The following is a 21964-nucleotide window of genomic DNA, read 5'->3' on the forward strand; positions in this document are numbered from 1 at the left end:
GGCCTCACATGCGTTCGAAGGAGCGGCGCAGCTCCCAGTCGGTGACCGCGGCGTCGAAGGCGTCCAGCTCGACGCGCGCCATGTTGCGGTAGTGCGCGACGACTTCGTCGCCGAAGGCGGCCTTGGCGATCGGGCTCTTCTCCCAGAGCTCGGCGGCCTCGCGGAGCGTGGTGGGGACGTGCTCGAAGTCGGCGGCGTAGGCGTTGCCGGGGCAGGGCTCGGGCAGCTCCAGCTTCTGCTCTATGCCGTACAGGCCGGCCGCGACCAGGCCGGCCACGGCGAGGTGCGGGTTGACGTCCCCGCCGGGCAGCCGGTTCTCGAAGCGCATCGAGCGGCCGTGGCCGACGACGCGCAGGGCGCAGGTGCGGTTGTCGTAGCCCCACGCGACCGCGGTCGGGGCGAAGGAACCGGGCTGGAACCGCTTGTAGGAGTTGATGTTGGGCGCGTACAGCAGGGAGAAGTCCCGCAGCGCGGCGAGCTGCCCGGCGAGGAAGTGGCGCATGACGTCCGACATGCCGCCTTCGCCGTCCCCCGGCATGGCGTTGTTTCCGGCCGTGTCCGCGAGGGAGAGGTGGATGTGGCAGGAGTTGCCCTCGCGCTCGTTGTACTTGGCCATGAAGGTGATCGAGACGCCCTCCTGGGCGGCGATCTCCTTGGTGCCGGTCTTGTAGACCGCATGCTGGTCGCAGGTGACCAGGGCGTCGTCGTACTTGAACGCGATCTCGTGCTGGCCGGGGTTGCACTCGCCCTTGGCGGACTCGACGGTGAGGCCGGCGGCGGCCATTTCGTTGCGGATGCGGCGAAGCAGGGGCTCGATCCGGCCCGTCCCCAGCACCGAGTAGTCAATGTTGTACTGGTTCGCCGGCGTGAGCCCTCTGTAGTTCGCGTCCCAGGCCTGCTCGTAGGTGTCCTTGAAGACGATGAACTCCAGCTCGGTGCCGACCTTGGCGGTGTACCCGTGCTCGGCGAGGCGCTCCAGCTGGCGGCGCAGGATCTGGCGGGGAGCGGCGACCACGGGCGAGCCGTCGCTCCAGGCGAGGTCGGCGACGAGCATGGCCGTGCCGGCGTTCCAGGGGACGCGGCGGAGCGTGGCCAGGTCGGGGTGCATGGCGAAGTCGCCGTAACCGCGGTCCCAGGACGACATCTCGTAGCCGTCGACGGTGTTCATCTCGGTGTCGACGGCGAGGAGGTAGTTGCAGCCCTCGGTGCCGTGGTGGAGGACCTCGTCGAGGAAGAAGCGGGCGGCGAACCGCTTGCCCTGGAGCCGCCCTTGCATATCGGGGAAGGCCAGGACGACAGTGTCGATCTCACCGCTCGCGACGAGGGCGTGCAGCTCCTCGACGCTCAGCGGGGGTGTGCGGTCTGCCACGGGAGAGCCTCCATTCGGCTACTTCGGTCAGCCGGGAGCCATAAGGTATTGCTGATGACCATTGCTTGGGAAGGGGGTACGGCCACATGTCGCAGGCGGACACGGAGCACGGGGCGCCCGGGGCCGACGACCGGCTGACGTCGGTCCTGCGGCCGGTGCGGGCCGGCAACGGCTTCGAGGAGGCCCTGGAGCAGATCCTCCAGGTGGTCCGGCTCGGCCTGGTGCCGGGCGGCGAACGGCTGCCCGCGGAGCGCGAGTTGGCGGACCGGCTGGGGATCAGCCGGGTGACGCTGCGCGAGGTGCTGAAGGTGCTCCAGGACCAGGGGCTGGTGGAGTCGCGGCGCGGGCGCTACGGCGGAACGTTCGTGCTGCCGCGGCCCGTGACACCGGGCGAGGAGGAGCTGCGCCGCCGCCTGAAGGACGTCGACGTCGAGGACACGCTGCGCTTCCGCGAGGTCCTGGAGGTGGGCGCGGCCGGCCTGTGCGCGGCGCACGGCCTGGACGACGAGCAGGCCGACCGGCTCCGCGCGGCCCTGACCCGCACGCATGACGCCCCGCTCGCCGAGTACCGCCGCCTGGACACGCTGCTGCACCTCACGCTCGCCGAGCTGTCCGGCTCCCCCACACTCACCGCCCAGTACGCGGCCGTACGCGCGACGGTCAACGACCTGCTCGACTGCATCCCGCTCCTCGTCCGCAACCTGGAGCACTCCCAGCGCCAGCACACCGCCCTGGTGGAGGCCGTGATCGAGGGGAACGCCGAGTGCGCGCGGGAGATCATGCGCGAGCACTGCGGTGGGACGGCGGCGCTGCTGCGCGGCTTCCTGGGCTGAGCGCGGCCAGGCCCACCGACGAGTGGATTTACAGGCGATTAACGCAAGGGTATTGCCTTCGAGCGGCCGACACCGCAAAGGTATGCATCCATTCCATTGAGCCGGAGCCCGGTCGACCCCACCGTGCCCGGAACTGCACCGGTGTCCACCGCACGTGGGGAGTTGGCCATGTCCCTCGAATCCACAAGCACACCCGCCGCCGCTGAGGCGGACGACTATCTCAAGCGCAGAGCACTGCGCCGCGGCAGCGCCGGCTGGGTGCTGCTGACCGGCCTCGGCGTCGCGTACGTCGTCTCCGGCGACTACTCCGGCTGGAATTTCGGCCTGGCGGAAGGCGGCTTCGGCGGCCTGGCGATCGCCATGGTGCTCATGGGCGCGATGTATGCGTGCATGGTCTTCGCCCTCGCCGAGCTGTCCTCGATCCTGCCGACGGCGGGCGGCGGCTACGGCTTCGCCCGCCGTGCCCTGGGCCCCTGGGGCGGCTTCCTGACCGGCACGGCAATCCTCATCGAGTACGTCCTCGCGCCCGCCGCCATCGTCATCTTCATCGGCGACTACGTCGAGTCGCTGGGTCTGTTCGGCCTGGAGTCCGGCTGGCCGATGTACCTTGTCTGCTTCGCGATCTTCCTCGGCATCCATCTCTGGGGCGTCGGCGAGGCGCTGCGCTTCAGCTTCGTCGTCACCGGCATCGCGGTGGTCGCCCTGATCGTGTTCGCGCTCGCGGCGCTGCCCGACTTCTCCTTCGGCTCGCTCGACGACATCCCGGTCGACACCTCGGCCGCGGGGTCCAGCTCCTGGCTGCCCTTCGGGCTGCTCGGCATCTGGGCGGCGTTCCCCTTCGGGATGTGGTTCTTCCTGGGCGTCGAGGGGGTGCCGCTGGCCGCCGAGGAGACCAAGGAGCCGGCCCGTACGCTGCCGAAGGCGATCCGCTGGTCGATGGCCATCCTGGTGGTGCTGGCCGTGGTGACCTTCGTCGCGGCGGCCGGCGCACGCGGCTCCGCGGCGATCCAGGAGGCGGGCAATCCGCTGGTCGAGGCGCTCCAGCCGGACGGCGAGGCGACGACGCTGAGCCGCATCGTGAACTACGCGGGCCTGGCGGGCTTGGTGGCGTCGTTCTTTTCCCTGATCTACGCGGGCTCGCGCCAGCTGTTCGCCCTGTCCCGCGCGGGCTACCTCCCCCGCTTCCTGTCCCTGACCAGCCGCCGCAAGGCGCCGTACCTGGGCCTGCTGGTGCCCGGCACGATCGGCTTCCTGCTGGCGGCGGTGTCGGGTGACGGCGCGCGGATGCTGAACATCGCTGTGTTCGGCGCGACCATCTCCTACGCGCTGATGTCCCTGTCGCACATCGTGCTGCGCCGCCGGGAGCCGGAGCTGGCACGGCCGTACCGCACACCGGGCGGGGTGCTGACGTCGTCGGTCGCCCTGGTCCTGGCCTGCGCGGCGCTGGTGGCGACGTTCCTGGTGGACGTGACGGCGGCCTTGATCGCGCTGGCGGTGTACGTGGTGGCCGTCGGGTACTTCGGCCTCTACAGCCGTAAGCGGCTGGTGGCCAAGGCACCGGAGGAGGAGTTCGCGGCGCTGGCGGCGGCCGAGGCAGAGTTGGCACGGGACTGAACGCTTCGCTGTGAAGGAGTACGAGCATCGTGGGCAGGCCGTTGATCGGGGTCAGCACCTATCTGGAGTCCGGTGCGCGCTGGGGTGTGTGGGAGCTGGAGGCTGCGCTGCTGCCGGTCGGCTATCCGCGGCTGGTGCAGCGGGCGGGCGGGCTGGCCGCGATGCTGCCGCCGGACGACCCGGCCCACGCCGCGGCCGCTGTGGCCCGCCTTGACGGACTGGTCATCGCGGGCGGCCCGGACGTCGAGCCGCTGCGGTACGGGGCCGAGCGGCATCCCCGCACCGGGCCGCCGGCGCGGGAGCGGGACGCCTGGGAGCTGGCCCTGATCGACGCCGCGCTCGCGGACCAGGTTCCGCTGCTGGGGATCTGCCGGGGGATGCAGCTCCTCAACGTCGCCCTCGGCGGCACGCTCGTTCAGCACCTGGACGGGCATGCGGAGGTCGTGGGTGTCTTCGGCAGCCACACCGTCAAGCCGGTGCCGGGAACCCTGTACGGCGGGGTTGTGCCTGAGGAGATGTCGGTGCCGGCGTATCACCACCAGGCCGTGGATCGGCTGGGCGAGGGGCTTGTCGCGTCGGCGTATGCGGAGGACGGGACGGTGGAGGCGGTGGAACTGCCGTCGGCGGAGGGGTGGGTGCTGGGGGTGCAGTGGCATCCGGAGATGGGGGTGGATGTGCGGGTGATGGGAGGGTTGGTGGAGGCGGCGGCGGGTGCGTGACGGAGGATTCTCGCCCCCGCTGCCCCTACCCGTCCCGTACTTGGGGGCTGCCGCCCCCAGACCCCCCGCTGTCGGCCTGAACGGCCTCGTCCTCGAACGCCGGACGGGCTGGAATGCCTGGACCGGCGCGACAAGGCGCAGGCCCCGAAATTCAGCCTCCGGCGTATGAGGAGCGCAGGCCCAGGGAGCAGCGCCCCCTGGCCGGGGTCGAAGGACCTACCCCCGAGTCAGCGACAGCAATTCCCTCGCCGGCCCCACCGGCCGGTGCCCCGTCGGCCACACCGCCCGCAGGTCCCGCGCCAGGGACACCCCCGCCACCGGCACACTCACCAAGCGCCGCATCGAAAGCTCCTCACCCACCGCGAGTTCGCTCAACACCGCAGGCCCCGCGCCACTCACCGCCGCGGCCTTGACCGCGGTCGTCGAGGACAGCTCGATCAGCGGCCGCGCCAACCCGCCCAGCGCCACGTCGAGGACCTGCCGCGTGCCGGAACCCTTCTCACGGAGGATCAGCGCAGTCACCGCAAGCTCGGACGCCTCCAGCGGGCGCCGCCGCCGGGCCCAGGCATGACCCGGCGCTGTCACCACGATCAGGTTGTCGTGGGCGATGACCACGGAGTCCAGCCCGGAGGGGACGGTGAGCCCCTCCACGAACCCCAGGTCCGCCTCGCCGGCCAGCAGCCGCTCCGCGACGGCCGCCGAGTTCCCGGCGAGCAGGGACACCGCGGTGTCCGGGCGCTGCGCGCGCAGGGCGAGGAGCCACCCCGGCAGCAGGTACTCCGCGATCGTCATGCTGGCGGCCACCCGCAGCCGCGAGTCCCGCCGGTCCCGCAAGGCCTGCGCCCCCACGTCGAACGCCTCCGCGGCCTCCACGATGCGCCGCGCCCAGTCCGTCACCAGCGCCCCGGCGTCCGTGAGCCGCGACCCTCTGGGCGACCGGTCCACCAGCGCCACCCCCAGCTGGCGTTCCATCGACCGGATCCGGCTGCTCGCCGCCGGCTGAGTGATCCCCAGCTCACGCGCCGCCCCACCGAGACTCCCGAGCCGCGCCACCGCCAGCAGCAACTCCAGCGCGCCGAGATCCGGAACGCGATGTGCCAGGGTTCCCGCGCGAAACTGCCCCTCCGCCGCCTCTGTCATAAGCCCAGTTTATGTGCTCATAGAGGCAAACTCCCTGGTCGTGGACCACACAGCACGCGACGCTGAGCACATGGTCACCGCTGTCCGTCATCTCGGACCCAATTGGTACGCCGCCGTCATGGGCACCGCCGCCGTCGCCACCGCCGGAGCCGGGCTGCCGGTCCACGTCCCCGGTCTGCGTACCGTCTGCACGGCCGTCTGGGCGCTCTCCCTCGTCCTCCTCGCCACCCTGCTCGCGGCCCGCGCCCTGCACTGGATCCACCACCGTGACCAGGCCCGCGCCCACCTCCTCGACCCGGCCACGGCGCCCTTCTACGGTTGCCTCGCCATGGCCCTGCTGGCGGTCGGCGGCGGTGCGATCACCGTCGGGCGGGACTGGATCGGGACCGGGGCAGCCGTCGCGCTCGACGCCGTGCTGTTCAGCGCCGGTACGGTCATCGGGCTGGCTGCCGCGATCGCCGTGCCGTATCTGATGGCCGTACGCCATCGCATCGAGCCCTCGCAGGCCACGCCCGTGTGGCTGCTGCCGCTCGTCGCGCCCATGGTGTCCGCCGCGCTCGGGCCGCTGCTCGTGCCGCATCTGCCGGCCGGGCAGGCCCGGGAGACGCTGCTGCTCGCCTGCTTCGCGATGTTCGGGCTCAGTCTGCTCGCCACCCTGCTGATGCTGCCGATCGTCTTCGCACGGCTGATCACGGGCGGTCCCCTGCCCCTCGTCCTCACTCCGACGCTGTTCCTGGTACTGGGTCCCCTCGGGCAGTCCACCACCGCCGTCGGCATCTTCGCGGACGTCGCCCCGGGCGTGGTCCCGGATCCGTACAGCGAGGGTTTCGGCATTCTCGCCGTCCTGTACGGCGTCCCCGTCATGGGCTTCGCGCTGCTGTGGTTCGGGCTCGCCACGGCCCATGTCGTGCGCGCCCGGCGGCACGGCATGGGCTTCGCGATGACATGGTGGGCGTTCACCTTCCCGGTCGGCACATGCGTGACCGGCGCCGAGGCACTGGGCAGGCACACCGGGCTCGTCGTCTACGAGGCGCTCGCCGTCGGGCTGTACGCCGTACTCGTCGGCGCCTGGATCGTGACCTCCGTGTGCACCGCGCGCGGTCTGCTCAGCGGCGCGCTGCTCGCAGGGCCTCGGACAGCGTCCGTGGTGCGTCGGCAAGTGACGGGCCGTACCACGTCAGGTGCCGTCCGCTGACCAGCGCGCAGGGCAGGCCGGCAAACGCCTCCGGGCCGTCGTCGGCGGTGAAGCGGTACGGCTCGTCGGGGAGGACGACGACGTCGGGGGCCGCTGCGCGCAGGTCGTCCAGGGGGATGCGCGGGTAGCGGTCCTCGTGCGCCGCGTACAGGTGGTCCACGCCAAGGCGGGCCAGGACGTCGCCCGCGAAGGTGTCGCGGCCCAGCACCATCCAGGGGCGCCGCCAGATCGGGACGACGGCCGTCGTACGGCGGTCCGGGGGCGGGAGTGACGACCATGACTGCTCGGCCTCGTCCAGCCACCGTGGGCGGGCCTCCACTCCGCATGCCGCCAGGACCCGCGCCAGCTCACCGAAGGCCTGCGGCACGTCCCGTACCTCGGTCACCAGAACCTCGATGCCGGCCGCGCGCAGGGCGGCGAGGTCGGGCTCGCGGTTCTCCTCCTCGTTGGCGATCACGAGGTCGGGGGCGAGGGCGACGATGCGGTCGACCTTGGGGTTCTTGGTGCCGCCGACACGGGTGACGTCCAGGCCTGCGGGGTGGCTGCACCAGTCCGTGGCGCCGACGAGGACGCCGGGGGCGGCCGAGGTGGCGACGGCCTCGGTCAGCGACGGCACCAGCGAGACGACGCGCATCAGCGCCCCGGCCGGTCCCGGACCGCCTCGATGTGTTCGGCCACCGCGACGACGACCACGCGCGTGTCCGGCACGGTCGCCCGCCAGCGGTGGCGCACCCCGCCGGTGAGGTACAGGGTGTCGCCGCGGCCGAGGCGGTACGCGCGGCCCTCCGCCTCGATCTCGACGGCACCGTCGGCGACGTACATCAACTGGTCGTTGCGGTACTGGAATTCACGGCCCGCGTCATGGTCGCCGGTGAACTCCGAGGCGTGCATCTGGTGGTGACCCCGCACCAGGGAACGCACCCGGGGGTCGGGCCCCCACTCGCTGCCATCGGCTCGAACCACGTCGACACTGCATGCCGGGTCGGCTGCGGCGAGGAGTTCGACGGCGGTCGTGCGCAACGCGTCGGCGACCTTTTCGAGGGAGCTTCTGCTGGGGCGTGCCCGGTCGTTCTCGACCTGGCTCAGGAAGGGCACCGACAGGCCGCTGCGCTCGGCCACGACGGCGAGGGTGAGCTCGAGAGCGCGACGGCGCCGGCGCACGGCCGCGCCCACCCGAAGGGGCTGTTCTTTGTGGTCGCCCATCGCTCCGGCTCCCTCCTTCGCTCGTCGGTCCACGGTCCTCGCGCCCGCCGCCCGGCGCACACCTTCTGTTGAGTTCTCTGCACCCTACGCATGTTCGGCAAACCGTTTCATGCGCCTGTCACATCGACGACACGTCGGGGGGAGTACGACCCACCGGTTCGCGCCAGTGGATCGGCTCCGCCGATATGCCGGGTACCCTCGTGCCGCCCCTGACTCCCGCTCAGCACGCGAGAGTCGTTGTTCGGTTCAATGCGTCGGGGCTGCCCGTGCTCCCTCGCCTCATGCGGGGTGAAGCGCCTGGTCAGCTGGGTTGTGTGGGGGTGCAGGACCGGCCTTGAAATCGGTGCCGGGAGCGCGGAGTTGGCAGGGCCGGGCTCGGGTGGTGGGGTAGCGCTGCGTGGTTGGCCGGATCCTTTTCGTAGGCATGCCATGTGCCTATGCGGGCCCGCATACCGCGAGGGGTGGGTCCGTCGTACGCAGGGGAAGACGTACGGCGAGACCCACCCCTCGGGCGGCGGTCCGGGGCTGTCAGGTCACCCGGCCGCCTGGCTCTTCTGCGACCCGGCGACCGGAGCCCACTTGTCCACCAGGCCCGGGTTCTGCTTCAGCCAGGAGCGGACGGCGTCCTGCTCCTTGCCCTTGCCGGCCTTGGTGATCTGCGACTCCAGGCTGGTGAGCTGCTTCTCCGTCATGGAGAAGTCCTTCAGCCACTTGCCGACCTCGGGGTTGTCGTCGGCGAAGCCCTTGCGGGCGAGCGTGTGCACGCCGTCGCCCTTGCCCCAGGCACCCTTGGGGTCCTTGAGCTTCGTCAGGTCGTAGTCGCTGTACGCCCAGTGCGGCGACCAGAGCGTGACGGCGATGGGCTCCTTCTTGGCGTACGCGCGCTTGAGCTCGGCCAGCATCGCGGGCGTCGAGCCGTCGACGACCTCGTACGAGTCCTCCAGGCCGTACTCCTTGAGGACCTTGTCCTTGAGCAGGCCCATCATTCCGGCGCTCGGCTCGATGCCGATGATCTTGCCCTTGAACTTGGAGGCGTTGTTCTTGAGGTCCTCCATGGAGTCGACGCCCTTGACGTACGACGGGACGCTGAGCTCCAGTGAGGTGGGGCCGTACCAGGAGCCGAGGTCCTCGAGCTGCTTGCCGTACTTCGTCCAGTACTCGGCGTGCGTGGTGGGCAGCCAGGAGTCCGTCTCGAAGTCGATCTGGCCGGTGGCGAGGCCCGTGTAGAGAGGGCCTGCGGAGTACTGGCTGGTGGTGACCTCGAAGCCGCGGCGTTCCAGCAGCTCCTTCCACAGGAACGTGGAGGCGATGCCCTCGTCCCAGGGGATGTAGCCGAGCTTGATCTCCTTGCCCTTGCCGACGTTCGTGGCGGAGGCCTCGGCGGTGCCCGCGGAGGGGCCGAAGACACCCAGGCCGCCCGCGACCAGGGCCAGGACGGCAACGCCCGCGACGGCGACGACCGGGCGGGGCCGGTGGTTCCAGACCTTGACGCCGCCCGTGGCGCGGGCCTTGGCGGCGGCACGGCGGCCGAGCGGGGAGATCTGGGCGCCGAGTGCGCCGGTGATGCGGTCCAGGTAGATGGCGAGGACGACGATGCCGACGCCCGCCTCGAAGCCGAAGCCGATGTCGAGCTGGCCGATGGCCTCGTTGACCGCGCCGCCGAGGCCGCCGGTGCCGACCATGCCGGCGATGACGACCATCGACAGGCTCAGCATGATCACCTGGTTGATGCCGGCCATGATGGTCGGCAGGGCGAGCGGCAGCTGGACCCGCAGCAGGGTGTCGCGCGGCGCGGTGCCGAACGCCTCGGCGGCCTCGACCAGTTCCGCGTCGACCTGGCGGATGCCGAGCTCGGTCATGCGGACGCCGGGCGCGAGCGCGAAGATCAGGGTGGCGATGACGCCGGCGGCGGTGCCCAGGCCGAAGAAGAGGATGGCCGGGATCAGCAGCACCATCGACGGCATCGTCTGGAGCAGGTCCAGGACGGGCCGTACGGCCGCGCTGACCGCCTTGGAGCGGGCCGCCCAGATGCCCAGCGGGATCGAGATCACCAGGGCGATCACGGTCGCGACCAGCACCAGGGCCAGCGTCGACATGGCCTTGTCCCACAGTTCGAGCGAGTCGACCAGTGCGAAGCCGGCGAAGGCCAGGACGCCGGGGACCAGGCCGCGCAGCCACCAGGCCAGCACGGCGAGGATGCCCGCGAGGAGCAGGGGTTCGGGGGCGGTCAGGACCGCGTTGACGGCGTCGTACATGCCCTCGACGACCGCCTTGATCGCGTCGAAGAGCCAGGACATGTGGGTGACGAGCCAGTCCACGCCGGAGTCGACCCAGTCGCCGAGATTCAGCCTAGGCACGGGCGGCCACCTTCCCGTCCGGGGTGTCGCAGGGCGCGGGATCGGCACTCTCGTCGCCGAGGAAGCCGACCAGCCGCTGCCGCGGCACGACGCCTATGACCTTGTTGTCCGCGTCCACGACCGAGACGCGGTGCGACAGCCGGGCGCTGATGGCGCACAGCTCCGCGAAGGTCGTCTCGCCGGTCGCGGTCTCGCAGGCGCACAGGGGGGCGTCGGCGGTGACCGTGCTGTCCATGAGGGCGCTCGCGGTGAGCACGCGGGAGCGGTCGACGTCCTGGATGAAGGAGGCGACGTAGTCGTTCTCCGGGCGCAGGAGGATGTCCTCGGCCGTGCCGGTCTGCACGATGCGGCCGTCGCGCATGACGGCGATGCGGTCGCCCAGGCGCATGGCCTCGTTGAGGTCGTGGGTGATGAAGACGATCGTCTTCTTCAGGGAGCGTTGCAGCTCCAGCAGCTGGTCCTGCATGTCGCGGCGGATCAGCGGGTCGAGCGCGCTGAAGGACTCGTCCATGAGGAGCAGGTCGGCGTCGGTGGCGAGCGCGCGGGCGAGGCCCACGCGCTGCTGCATGCCGCCGGACAGCTCGTCGGGCCAGGACTTCTCCCACCCGGCCAGACCGCACAGGGCCAGCGCCTCGCCGGCGCGCTTCTCGCGCTCGGCGCGGGGCACGCCCTGCACGGCCAGGCCGTAGGCGGCGTTCTCCAGCACACTGCGGTGCGGGAAGAGCGCGAAGTGCTGGAAGACCATGCTGATCTTCTTCGCGCGGACCTCGCGCAGCTCGCGGTCACTGATCGCGGTCAGGTCCTGGCCGTCGAAGCGGACGTGACCCGCGGTCGGCTCCAGCAGCCCGTTGAGCATGCGCAGCAGCGTGGACTTGCCGGACCCGGACAGGCCCATGACGACGAAGATCTGGCCCGGCTCCACGGTGAAGGAGGCGTCGATGACGGCGGCGGTGGTGCCGTCCGCGCGCAGTTCCTCCCGGTCGGTTCCCTGGCGGAGCCTCGCTACGGCCTCGTCCGGTCGTCTGCCGAACACCTTGTAGAGCTGTTCGGCTTCTAGCCTGGATGACACGTGTACCTCTTGTCTCGACGGCAAAGGAAGGGAGTGACGGGCGCAACAGTTGAATACGCAAGCGACGTCACTCCGGGAGCGCGCCTGCCCGCCTTCCCCGGACACAAACGCGCAAGTGGTCCAGGCCACAGCCGCTGTCGGTCGGGGCCACTGTCAGTGCGGTACGGCATGATGCGTGGCGTGACCGGACGACTGATGCTCCTCGACACCGCCTCGCTCTACTTCCGCGCCTACTTCGGCGTCCCGGACTCGGTGAAGGCCCCGGACGGCACGCCGGTGAACGCCGTGCGCGGGCTCCTCGACTTCATCGACCGCCTGGTCAAGGACCACCGCCCGGACGCCCTGGTGGCCTGCATGGACGCCGACTGGCGGCCCCAGTGGCGGGTCGATCTGATCCCCTCCTACAAGGCGCACCGCGTCGCCGAGGAGCGCGAGGCGGGACCGGACGAGGAGGAGGTGCCCGACACCCTGTCGCCGCAGGTGCCGGTCATCGAGGAGGTCCTGGACGCCCTCGGCATCGCGCGCGTGGGGGTCGAGGGGTACGAGGCCGACGACGTGATCGGCACGTTCACCGCGCGGGCGAAGGGCCCGGTCGACATCGTCACCGGCGACCGCGACCTGTACCAGCTGGTGGACGACGCGCGCGGGATCCGGGTGCTGTACCCGCTCAAGGGCGTGGGCACCCTCCAGCTCACCGACGAGGCGTGGCTGCGGGAGAAGTACGGCGTGGACGGCCGCGGGTACGCGGATCTGGCGCTCCTGCGCGGCGACCCGAGCGACGGCCTGCCGGGCGTGCCCGGGATCGGCGAGAAGACGGCCGCGAAGCTGCTCGCCGAGTTCGGCGACCTGGCCGGGATCATGGCGGCGGTCGACGACCGGAAGGCGAAGCTCACGCCCTCGCAGCGCAAGCGGCTGGACGAGTCCCGGCCGTACGTCGCCGTCGCCCCGACGGTCGTGCGGGTCGCGGCCGACGTCCCGCTGCCCGACGTCGACACGACGCTGCCGCGTACGCCCCGGGATCCGGCGGGGCTGGACGAGCTGGCGGTTCGGTGGGGCCTGGGCGGGTCGCTGCAGCGGCTGCTGGTGACCCTGGGGGCGTGAGGACACCGGGGGCGCACAGGGCGTCCCGATCGCGCGCATGGGGCTCGTGGCGTGGGGAAGTCGGTCCCTGCGTGCGCGACATGCACCATTTCATGAACGTTCATAGCGGCATTCGCCAGGGGGAGATGCTAACTTAGGTAAACCTAAGCTTGGAACGAGGGAGGCCAGTGATGGCACTACGCCCTGCCCGCAAGCCGCGGAAGCCCCACAGCGCGCAGGTCATCCGCACCGAACGGCTGACCCCGCACATGCAGCGTGTGGTGCTGGGTGGCGACGGGCTCGCCGAATTCGCGGCGGACACGTGCACCGACCATTACGTGAAGATGCTGTTCTCCCCCACGGGCGTGAGCTATCCCGAGCCCTTCGACCTGGAGCGCATCCGCGAGGAGCTGCCGCGCGAGCAGTGGCCGGTGACGCGGACGTACACCGTGCGCGCGTGGGACCCCGAGCACCGTGAGCTGACGCTGGACTTCGTGCTGCACGGCGACGAGGGCCTGGCCGGCCCGTGGGCGATGCGCGCCCAGCCGGGCGAGACCGTGCGCTTCATGGGCCCCGGCGGCGCCTACGCCCCCGATCCGGAGGCCGACTGGCATCTGCTCGCGGGGGACGAGAGCGCGCTGCCCGCGATCGCCCGCTCCCTCGAATCGCTGCCCGGCGGGGCCAAGGCGTACGCCTTCGTGGAGATCGCCGGGCCCGAGGAGGAGCAGAAGATCGACTCCGACGTCGAGGTCGTCTGGCTGCACCGCGGCTCGCGTCCCGTCGGCGAGGCCCTGGTCGAGGCCGTGCGCACGCTGGAGTTCCCCGAGGGCCGGGTGCACGCGTTCGTGCACGGCGAGGCGCACTTCGTGAAGGAACTGCGTCAGCTGTTGCGGGTCGAGGGCGGCATGCCCCGCGAGGACTTGTCGATCTCCGGCTACTGGCGCCTCGGTCACGACGAGGACGGCTGGCAGGCCTCCAAGCGGGACTGGAACGCGCGGATCGAGGCGGAGCAGGAGGGGTCGGCACCGGCTGCGTAGGCCTGCGCACCACCAAGGGGCGGCACCTTCGAAGGTGCCGCCCCTTCACTGTGCCCGGACGCTCGCGAGTCTCCTGCCCGGACGTTCGCGAGCACCCTCCCCGGACGATCGCGAGGCGCTCGGCGGCGTGAGGACTTGGGCCCGCCCCGGACATGCCCACGTCATGCGGACGAAACAGCCCGTCCCTAATTTCTGTCGCCCGACAGGAACTCTCGCGCCGCTGTGCGAAAGCAGGTTGCCGCCATGACGAGCACCATCCCCGCCGACGTCCGCCCCGACCCACCGCACGACCCCGACGCGGGCTCCCTCGCCGCGTTCGGCTACCGGCAGGAACTGCATCGCAGTCTCGGCCGGTACGCGTCCTTCGCTGCGGGCTTCTCCTTCATCTCCGTACTGACGACCGTCTTCCAGTTCTTCGCGTTCGGGTACGCGTTCGGCGGCCCCGTCTTCTTCTGGGCCTGGCCGGTGGTGCTCGCCGGGCAGCTGCTGGTGGCCGCCTGCTTCGCGGAGCTGGCCGCGCGCTATCCGATCTCGGGCGCGATCTACCAGTGGTCGTCACGGCTGTCGAACGTCACCTTCGGCTGGTTCGCCGGCTGGGTCATGGTGATCGGGCAGATCGTGGTGGTCGCGGCGGCGGCACTGGCCCTGCAGATGGTGCTGCCCGCACTCTGGTCCGGCTTCCAGCTGATCGGCACCGACCCCGCGCCGACTTCGGCGGACGGCGCGGCGAACGCGGCGCTGCTCGGCGTCGTCCTGCTGACGCTCACCACGCTGGTGAACCTCCTCGACAACCGCGTCATGTCGGTGATCAACCGGGTCGGTGTGACCGCCGAGATCATCGGCGCCGTACTGATCGTCGTGCTGCTGCTGACCCACTCCGAGCGCACCCCCGGCATCACCTTCCACACCACGGGCGCCGAGTCGGGCCTGCTGGGCGCGCTGCTGGTCGGCTCGTTCACGGCGGCGTACGTGCTGATCGGCTTCGACAGCGCGGGCGAGATGAGCGAGGAGACACACCACCCGCGCCGCACCGCGCCCCGCACCATCCTCACCGCGCTCGGTGCCGCCGGCCTGCTCGGTGGCCTGCTCGTCCTCGGCGGACTGCTCGCAGCGCCCAGCCTCACCGACGGCCGGCTGGCGGTCGACGGCCTGAGCTACGTCCTGACGAGCAGCCTGGGCGACGGCGTGGGCAGGGCCCTGCTGGCCGACGTGGTCGTGGCCATCACCGTGGCGACCCTCGCCATCCAGACGGCGGCCTGCCGGATGCTGTTCTCGATGGCCCGCGACGGCCAACTCCCCTTCTCCCGCCGCCTCGCCCGGGTCAATCCGCGCACCGGGATGCCCGGCGCACCCGCCGTGGTGGTCGGCGCCCTCGCGGCCGCCCTGCTGCTGCTCAACTTCGCCTCGCCGGAGGCGTTCCTGGCCATCGGCACGACCTGCATCGTGCTGCTGTACCTGGCGTACGCGATGGTCACCGGCCCGCTGCTGGTGGCGCGCCTGCGCGGCCGCTTCACCGCCGACGGCACTGACGAGACGGGCAACCCCCTGTTCTCCCTGGGCCGCTGGGGCATCCCGGTCAACGCACTCGCGCTCCTGTACGGCCTCGTCATGACCGTCAACCTCGCCTGGCCGCGGGCGGCGGTGTACGACCCGGCGGGCGGGCACTGGTACTTCCAGTACTTCACCGTGCTGTTCCTGGGCGTGACGGTGGTCGCCGGAGTGGGATTCCGGGCTTACCGCCGGCGCGGCGCGGTCTCGACGGCCGTACCGGAGGCGGCGGTTGGGGAAGCGGCCGGATAGCCGGGCGCGTGGCCTGCGCGTCGAAGCGTTTGGTCAGTCGCCCTGCACGCGCGCGTGCAGATGCATGTCGTGCCAGCCGTCCCGGTGCAGGGCGGAGCTGCGCTTGGTGCCCTCCAGGAGGAAGCCGGCCTTGCCGGCGACACGGCAGGACGCCTCGTTGCGGATCGCGTGCAGCAGTTCGAGGCGATGGAAGCCGATGTCGTCGAGCGCCCAGCGGGCCAGGGTGGTCGCGGCGCGTGCCGCGACGCCCCGGCCCCGGGCCTCGGCGGTGGTCCAGTACGCGACCTCGGCCGTGCCGTCGTCGAGGCGGATCTCACGCAGGGCCACGCGCCCGAGCAGCCGGTCGCTCTCCGCGTCGACGACGGCCCATTGCGGTGCCCGCTCCTCGGTCCAGGCGGTCAGCCACTCCTCGATCCAGCCGCTGACCTCGGCCACGGAGTCGGCGGCCCGCGCGTGCCACTGGTGCATCACCGGGTCCTGGAAGGCGGCGTGCACGGCGGGCGCGTCCTCGGGCCGCCACGGGCGCAGGAGCAGGCCGTCAGCGGTGGGGAGCGTGGGCTGCGGGATGCGGGCGAGGGTTCCGACGGGCAGGACGGGGCTGGTCAGGAAGGGCATGTGCGGGATCCTGCCAATCCGAGCGGACAGGCCCAACGGGTTTTCCGGCGCCGTACGCTTGACCGCGATGAGACGCCGCCCCCAGCCCCCGCCCTCTCCCCTGCCGCAGCGCGATGGGATCGACGCCGTGCGGGTGCGCCTGCCCTTCGACGGGGCCTGGGCGACCGTGCGGGAGCATCTGGTGGAGCGGCTCGCGGGGGCCGGGCCCGGCATCGTCGCAAGGATGTTCGAGGCGGGGCGGGTCGTCGGGGCGGACGGAAAGGCGCTGGCGCCGGACGCGGCGTATGCGCCGGGGATGTTCGTGTGGTTCCACCGGGAGCTGCCCGCGGAGGTGTCGGTACCGTTCGCGGTGGACGTCGTCCATCGCGACGAGCACATCGTCGTCGCCGACAAGCCGCACTTCCTCGCCACCACTCCGCGCGGCGGCCATGTCACCCAGACCGCGCTGGCGCGGCTGCGCCGGGAGCTGGGCATCCCGGCCCTGGGCGCCGCTCACCGGCTCGACCGGCTCACCGCCGGACTGGTCCTGTTCACGGTGCGGCCCGAGGAGCGCGGCGCGTATCAGACGCTGTTCCGGGACAAGCTGGTGCGCAAGGAGTACGAGGCGGTGGCGCCGTACGATCCCGCGCTCGCCCTGCCCCGGACCGTGCGCAGCCGCATCCTGAAGGAGCGCGGGGTGCTCGCCGCCCAGGAGATCGAGGGCGAGCCGAACGCCGTCACCGGGGTCGAGCTCGTCGAGCACCGAGCCGACGGACTGGCCCGCTACCGGCTGGCGCCCGCCACCGGGCAGACGCATCAGCTGCGGGTCCATATGAGCGCCCTGGGCGTACCGATCCTCGGCGACCCGCTCTACCCGGCGGTGACCGCCCCCGTCCCGGCCGACGACTTCCGGCGCCCGCTCCAACTGCTGGCGCGAGCCCTGGAGTTCACCGACCCGGTCACGGGGACGGAACACCGGTTCCGCAGCACGAGGACCCTCGAAGCCTGGGCCTCGTACGGCGACTGGGCGGCTGACGAGCCGCATACCGAGTCGGCTCAGTAACCGCGCCACCACACCAGGAAGCGCCGCCAGGCGCCCTTCGGGCGGACCGGTTGCGGGGTCGGCACGGGCTGTTGCGGTGCGACCGGCTGGGCTGCCGGTGCGCCGGCCGGCTGTGCCTGCGGGGTGCCCACGTGCCAGGTCGGGCGCTGCGGCGAGACCGGGGCGCGACCGGGCCGCTGCTTGATGTCCTGCGGCGGCTTCGGCGCGAAGCGGGCCGGCATCTCCACCAGGTGGGCCGAGGCGATCGACTGCCGCCACTGCAAGTCGTCCTCGTCGCAGTCGAGTTCGACGTCGGGCAGACGCATCAGGAGCGCGTCGACGCCGACTTCGGCGATCGCACGGCCGATGTCCGCGCCGGGGCACTCGTGCGGTCCGCCACCGAAGGCGAGGTGGGAACGGTTGCCCATCATGTTGGCGGACAGGTCGGGCCGCACCCGCGGGTCGACGTTGCCCGGGGCGGGGGCGAAGAGGAGCCCGTCGCCCTGGCGGATGCGCTGGCCGCCGAGCTCGGTGTCCTGCTTGGCGAAGTAGGCGAAGACGGTGCTGAACGGCGGTTCGTCCCACAGGGACTGCTCGACCGCCTGGGGAACCGTCATCTGGCCGCCGCTGAGCTGGGCGCGGAACCGCGGGTCGGTGAGGACCACACGCAGCACGTTGGCCAGGAGGTTGGTGGTGGCCTCGTAGGCCGCGATGAGCACGACCCGCAGGTGCTGGCCGATCTCGTCGTCGGTGAGCCGTGCCGGGTGGTTGATGAGGTGGGTCGCGAAGTCCTCCTCCGGCTGGGCCCGGCGCTTGGCCGTGAGCCGCATCAGCGCGTCCATGATGTACGCGTTGCTGGCGATCGCGGTCTCGGTGCCCTTGAGCATGTCGCGGGCGGCCTCGACGATTCGGTCGTTGTACTCGTCGGGCATGCCGAGGATCTCGCACATCACGGCCATCGGGAGGTGCTCGGCGAACTGGCTGACCAGGTCGGCGCGGCCCTCCTCGCAGAAGCGGTTGACGAGGCGCTGCGTGGAACGGTTGATGTGCCGGCGCATACCGCGGTGGTCGATGGTGGACATGGCGCCGGTCACCGCGCTGCGCAGCCGCAGGTGTTCGTCGCCTTCCGCGTGGGAGCAGATCGGCTGCCAGGCGATGTGCGGCATCAGCGGGTGATCGGGCTTGACCCGGCCCTCCAGGAGCGGGCTCCAGATGCGGCTGTCCCGGCAGAACTGCGAGGGCGTGCGCACCATGTGCAGGTTCTCGGTGTGGCCGAGGACCACCCACATCGGCACGTCGTCGTGGAGGAGCACGGGCGCCACCGGGCCGTGCTGCTCGCGCAGTTGCTCGTACAGCTCGCTCAGGTCCTCCGCCTCGTGGAGCCGGTGCAGTCCGCCGGGGCCGAGTCCGAGACCGTGGGCGGGGCAGCCGGGCGGCGGGGTGGACAGGGAGTCGTGCGTACCGGTCGTGGAATGGGATTCAGGCATCACAGGGGTCGCTCCGAAGTGGATCCGGTGTCAGGGGAGTCAGGGCGGATGCGGATGCAAGGGGTTGCAGGAGTCGCCGGATGCACGGGCGTGGGATCGATCCGGCGGACGGGACCTACCTGAGCGCGCCCGACATGGCGAGCGAGTGCAGGAAGCGCATCAGGGTCATCAGGACGTCACGGCTGGAGGCCCGGCGGCGTACGTCGCACTCGACGATGGGGATCTCCGGGTCCAGGTCGAGGGCCGCACGCAGGTCGTCGACGGGGTAACGGGGCGCGTCGGGGAAGGAGTTGACGGCGACGACGAACGGCACGCCGCGCTCCTCGAGACGCCCTATCACGTCGAAGCTGACTTCCAGCCGACGCGTGTCGATCAGCACGACCGCGCCCAGCGCGCCCTCGAACAGCCCGTTCCACAGGAACCAGAAGCGCTCCTGGCCGGGGGTGCCGAAGAGGTACAGCACGAGCTGGTCGGTGATGCTGATGCGGCCGAAGTCCATCGCCACCGTCGTGGCCGTCTTGGTGTCCGAGCCGAAGTTGTCGTCGACACCGATGCCGGCCTGCGTCATGGTCTCCTCGGTCGTCAGCGGCCTGATCTCGCTGACAGAGCCGACCATCGTCGTCTTGCCGACCCCGAAACCGCCCACGATCACGATCTTGACCGCGGCCTCGGCCGTGTGCGGCAGCTGGTCCTCGGTCCGTGGACCGGGGATGGTGTCAGAGCCTTTGAAGTCCATGCATCACCGCTTCGAGAAGGGACCGGTCGGCGACGGACTGGCGCACGAGGGGGGCGCGCGCCGTCACCAGGTCGGCCGTCAGCATGTCGGTGAGCAGGACCGTCATCGCGCTGAACGGCAGATTCAGGTAGGCCGAGAGTTCGGCCACGGACAGAGGGGTCGTGCAGAGCCGGAGCAGCGCCGTCTGCTCGGGCGCGGAGGAGGGCGACGGGACGGCGCTCGCCACGATTAAGGTGACCAGGTCGAGCTCGGCGCGCTCGGCACCGTCCTTCCCCGCCACCACGAAGAGCCGTTCCGGGTTCTTCTTCACTCCCGGCCGGGGTGGCGGTGGCGGCGGGGGCAACGGCTCCTTGGGAAATCGCCGCTGGCGTTTCGGAGGAGTCATACGGTCTGCCCGTTGCGCCTCGACGGACTGGTGAGATGGGCCCCGATGCGGCTGACGAGGTCCGACATGCGGTTGCTCATCAGTCCGGGTTCGGCGAACGTGTCGGAGAGCACGGCGAGATACGCGTTGGCGCCGGCGGCCATCAGATAGAAGTAGCCGCCGTTGATCTCGATGAGGACCATCTTCATCTTGCCGTCGCTGTTGGGGATCTCCGTGGCGACGGCGGTCGCCAGGCTCTGCAGACCGGCACAGGCCGCGGCGACGCGGTCGGCGGTGTCCGGGTCGCCGCCGTAGCGGGCGATGCGCAGTCCGTCGGCGGAGAGCACCACGATCATCTCGATGCCCGGTACGCCGTCGTGGAGCTCCTTGAGCATCCAGTCGAAGTTGGCGCGCTGCTGGATCACTTGAGGTCCCCCTCGTCGTCGGCCTCGGTACGGGCCGGTCGGCCCGGCTGGGTTCGCGGCTGGAGTGTGTAGGGGTCGGGCTTGTCCTTGAGTCCGTTCCAGAACGCCTCGACCCACGCACCGGGTGCGGGCTCGTCCACCGCCGGCTCGGGCTCGGGTTCCGGCTTGGCCGTCGACCAGATCGTCGGCCTGCCCTCCCGTTCGGCCTGCTCGATGGCCGCCTGCTCGGCGATCCGCTTGCTGAGCGGGGTCTTGACCCGGCTGCGGCGCTGCGGCAGCCCGTTGGCGGTCCACTCGGTGACCACGGGGACGTCGTCCTCCATGGAGACCGCGGCCGGGATCTTCGGGCTGGTGGGCCGCCGCTTCTTGGGGGTGCGCTTGGGACCTTCGAGGGCGCCGGGGCTGAGGTCGGGCGCGGCGGCGGCGCCGATGCCGTGGGCGTAGCCGGGCGCGGGGTCGGTGGTCAGCATCTCGCGCGGGATGATGAGGACCGCGCGGACCCCGCCGTACGCGGAAGTGCGCAGGGAGACCTGCATGTTGAACGCCGTGCACAGACGGCCGACGACAGCGAGACCCAGCCGCGGGGACTCGCCGAGCTCCTGGAGGTCGCTGCCCTCCTTGGCGCGCTCCAGCATGTTCTCGACCCGGGCGCGGGCCTCCTCGCTGAGGCTGACGCCCGCGTCCTCGATCTCGATCGCGATGCCGGTCTGCACCTCGGTGGCGGTGACGTGCACCTCGGTCTGCGGCGGTGAGTACCGGGTGGCGTTGTCGAGGAGTTCGGCCGCGGCGTGGATGACCGGCTCGACGGAGATGCCGCGCACGTTGACCGCGACGATGGAGTCCAGCTTGATGCGGCGGTACTCCAGGATCCGGGACATGGCGCCGCGCAGCACGCTGTAGAGCTGGACCGGGTTGGGCCACTGCCGACCGGGGCGGCCGCCGCCGAGCACGGAGATGGAGTCGGCGAGCCGGCCGATCAGCATGGTGCCGTGGTCGATGCGCAGCAGGTCGTCGAAGACCTCGGGGTTACGGCCGTGGTCCTCCTCCATCTCCCGGAGTTCCTCGGACTGCTGGTGGACGATCGACTGGACGCGGCGGGCGATGTTGACGAAGGACCGCTGGGCGGAGTCGCGCAGGGCTTCCTCGCGGTCGACGATGTTGAGCATCGACTTCACCAACTCCACCTGTGCCGGTGGGAGTTGGGCGTAGGAGGGGTCGATCAGGGCGAGGTCGCGAATCACCTCATGGGGTGAATGGTCGCAGCGCAGCCGGTAGATCGCCGCGGGCGTGATCTCCGTGGCGAGGCGCTTCATCTCCTCGTCGTGGGAGGCGATACGCCGTTCCAGGTACGCAGTGTGACGGGCGTGCTCGGCCCGCACGTCCCGCAGGGCGCGACCGCGGCGCACCGCTTCGGCCACGGCTGCCAGCACCAGCAGCATGGCAACGGCACCGCTCACACCGACGGCCGTCCGTGCCGGTTCAGCCACCACGGCGACGGCTGCTCCGATCGCCGCGGCCATCAGTATCGCCGGGAGCAACAGTGCGCGCGCGTACGGCAGTTCACGGCGACTGGGCGGGGATTGAACGCTCACCATGTGGGCCCTCTGAAACGAATCGGGTGGGTGTAGGGGGAGCTTGCAGTGGGGTACGTCATGGGTATGTCGGGATCTTCTGCATGTTTGGGAACAAGCGCACGATTACACCTCAACTCGGTGCGCTGCGGGCGAGCTTAGTCCGACCGGATCATCGCCGTGTCATATTCAGCAAGCACCTGAAACAGGGCGCGCGGCAGTAGTACCCTCAACCCCATTTATACGCTCGGATTACATTCGTACACGGTGCGTCACGGCGTATGGGCGTGCGAAGAATACTCACCGTGACGGGTGAAGATCGGGTTCCG

At 71.0% G+C, this 21964-nt stretch carries 20 protein-coding genes; 8 read left to right on the forward strand and 12 right to left on the reverse strand.

Annotation, left to right across the window (positions count from 1 at the left end; genetic code table 11):
* Positions 1–4 precede the first annotated feature (4 nt).
* Positions 5–1369 (reverse strand): glutamine synthetase family protein, encoded by a 1365-nt coding sequence (locus AB5J55_RS07860; RefSeq protein WP_369269951.1) that lies wholly within the window; start codon positions 1367–1369, stop codon positions 5–7.
* Between the two features lie 86 nt (positions 1370–1455).
* On the opposite strand from AB5J55_RS07860, the gene AB5J55_RS07865 reads away from it, so the two are divergent.
* From AB5J55_RS07865 to AB5J55_RS07875, 3 genes are all read left to right on the forward strand, one after another.
* The gene (locus AB5J55_RS07865) at positions 1456–2202 is read left to right on the forward strand and encodes a FadR/GntR family transcriptional regulator (RefSeq protein WP_369269952.1); all 747 of its coding nucleotides are present in this window, start codon (positions 1456–1458) and stop codon (positions 2200–2202) included.
* A 168-nt stretch (positions 2203–2370) separates the two neighbouring features.
* Positions 2371–3816: an ethanolamine permease gene (gene eat, locus AB5J55_RS07870; protein ID WP_369269953.1), complete on the forward strand. Its 1446-nt coding sequence runs from the start codon at positions 2371–2373 to the stop codon at positions 3814–3816.
* 26 nt (positions 3817–3842) lie between these two features.
* Entirely contained in the window at positions 3843–4535 is a 693-nt protein-coding gene (locus AB5J55_RS07875; protein WP_369276126.1) for a gamma-glutamyl-gamma-aminobutyrate hydrolase family protein, read from the forward strand.
* Positions 4536–4751: 216 nt separating this feature from the next.
* Here AB5J55_RS07875 and AB5J55_RS07880 read toward each other — a convergent pair whose 3' ends face one another.
* A complete protein-coding gene (locus AB5J55_RS07880) occupies positions 4752–5675 on the reverse strand; it encodes a LysR family transcriptional regulator (RefSeq protein WP_369269954.1) in 924 nt (307 codons plus the stop codon).
* Between the two features lie 70 nt (positions 5676–5745).
* Here AB5J55_RS07880 and AB5J55_RS07885 point away from each other — a divergent pair, with 70 nt between their 5' ends.
* The gene (locus AB5J55_RS07885) at positions 5746–6870 is read left to right on the forward strand and encodes a TDT family transporter (protein WP_369269955.1); all 1125 of its coding nucleotides are present in this window, start codon (positions 5746–5748) and stop codon (positions 6868–6870) included.
* Here AB5J55_RS07885 and AB5J55_RS07890 read toward each other — a convergent pair.
* The 4 genes from AB5J55_RS07890 to AB5J55_RS07905 form a co-directional block, all read right to left on the reverse strand.
* Entirely contained in the window at positions 6782–7504 is a 723-nt protein-coding gene (locus AB5J55_RS07890) for a helical backbone metal receptor (protein WP_369269956.1), read from the reverse strand. The two genes, AB5J55_RS07885 and AB5J55_RS07890, sit on opposite strands and share 89 nt — an antisense overlap.
* Positions 7504–8073: a helix-turn-helix domain-containing protein gene (locus tag AB5J55_RS07895; RefSeq protein ID WP_369269957.1), complete on the reverse strand. Its 570-nt coding sequence runs from the start codon at positions 8071–8073 to the stop codon at positions 7504–7506. Before AB5J55_RS07895 ends, AB5J55_RS07890 begins: the two co-directional genes overlap by 1 nt.
* A gap of 533 nt (positions 8074–8606) precedes the next feature.
* Positions 8607–10430, reverse strand: a complete 1824-nt coding sequence (locus AB5J55_RS07900; protein ID WP_369269958.1) for an ABC transporter permease/substrate binding protein — start codon at positions 10428–10430, stop codon at positions 8607–8609.
* The gene (locus AB5J55_RS07905) at positions 10423–11499 is read right to left on the reverse strand and encodes a glycine betaine/L-proline ABC transporter ATP-binding protein (protein WP_369269959.1); all 1077 of its coding nucleotides are present in this window, start codon (positions 11497–11499) and stop codon (positions 10423–10425) included. The genes AB5J55_RS07900 and AB5J55_RS07905 overlap by 8 nt, the downstream gene beginning before the upstream one ends.
* 171 nt (positions 11500–11670) lie before the next feature.
* On the opposite strand from AB5J55_RS07905, the gene AB5J55_RS07910 reads away from it, so the two are divergent.
* The 3 genes from AB5J55_RS07910 (at position 11671) to AB5J55_RS07920 (ending at position 15416) form a co-directional block, all read left to right on the forward strand.
* On the forward strand, positions 11671–12600 hold the full coding sequence (locus tag AB5J55_RS07910) for a 5'-3' exonuclease H3TH domain-containing protein (protein WP_369276127.1): 930 nt from the start codon (positions 11671–11673) through the stop codon (positions 12598–12600).
* 170 nt (positions 12601–12770) lie between these two features.
* Positions 12771–13616, forward strand: a complete 846-nt coding sequence (locus AB5J55_RS07915) for a siderophore-interacting protein (protein WP_369269960.1) — start codon at positions 12771–12773, stop codon at positions 13614–13616.
* A 243-nt stretch (positions 13617–13859) separates the two neighbouring features.
* Positions 13860–15416, forward strand: a complete 1557-nt coding sequence (locus tag AB5J55_RS07920; RefSeq protein WP_369269961.1) for an amino acid permease — start codon at positions 13860–13862, stop codon at positions 15414–15416.
* A gap of 33 nt (positions 15417–15449) precedes the next feature.
* On the opposite strand, the gene AB5J55_RS07925 is transcribed toward AB5J55_RS07920, so the two are convergent.
* On the reverse strand, positions 15450–16031 hold the full coding sequence (locus AB5J55_RS07925) for a GNAT family N-acetyltransferase (protein WP_369269962.1): 582 nt from the start codon (positions 16029–16031) through the stop codon (positions 15450–15452).
* Positions 16032–16098: 67 nt separating this feature from the next.
* Here AB5J55_RS07925 and AB5J55_RS07930 point away from each other — a divergent pair, with 67 nt between their 5' ends.
* A complete protein-coding gene (locus AB5J55_RS07930; protein WP_369269963.1) occupies positions 16099–17073 on the forward strand; it encodes an RluA family pseudouridine synthase in 975 nt (324 codons plus the stop codon).
* Here AB5J55_RS07930 and AB5J55_RS07935 read toward each other — a convergent pair.
* From AB5J55_RS07935 to AB5J55_RS07955, 5 genes are all read right to left on the reverse strand, one after another.
* Positions 17067–18542: a cytochrome P450 gene (locus AB5J55_RS07935; RefSeq protein ID WP_369269964.1), complete on the reverse strand. Its 1476-nt coding sequence runs from the start codon at positions 18540–18542 to the stop codon at positions 17067–17069. The genes AB5J55_RS07930 and AB5J55_RS07935 overlap by 7 nt on opposite strands.
* Positions 18543–18654: 112 nt before the next feature.
* On the reverse strand, positions 18655–19275 hold the full coding sequence (locus AB5J55_RS07940; protein ID WP_369269965.1) for an ATP/GTP-binding protein: 621 nt from the start codon (positions 19273–19275) through the stop codon (positions 18655–18657).
* Entirely contained in the window at positions 19256–19660 is a 405-nt protein-coding gene (locus AB5J55_RS07945; protein ID WP_328428876.1) for a DUF742 domain-containing protein, read from the reverse strand. The genes AB5J55_RS07940 and AB5J55_RS07945 overlap by 20 nt, the downstream gene beginning before the upstream one ends.
* Positions 19657–20064, reverse strand: coding sequence for a roadblock/LC7 domain-containing protein (locus AB5J55_RS07950; RefSeq protein WP_328428875.1), 408 nt, complete (start codon positions 20062–20064; stop codon positions 19657–19659). The genes AB5J55_RS07945 and AB5J55_RS07950 overlap by 4 nt, the downstream gene beginning before the upstream one ends.
* On the reverse strand, positions 20061–21659 hold the full coding sequence (locus AB5J55_RS07955; protein WP_369269966.1) for a sensor histidine kinase: 1599 nt from the start codon (positions 21657–21659) through the stop codon (positions 20061–20063). The genes AB5J55_RS07950 and AB5J55_RS07955 overlap by 4 nt, the downstream gene beginning before the upstream one ends.
* Positions 21660–21964 lie beyond the last annotated feature (305 nt).

Source organism: Streptomyces sp. R11, from assembly GCF_041051905.1.
Classification (GTDB): Bacteria; Actinomycetota; Actinomycetes; order Streptomycetales; family Streptomycetaceae; genus Streptomyces.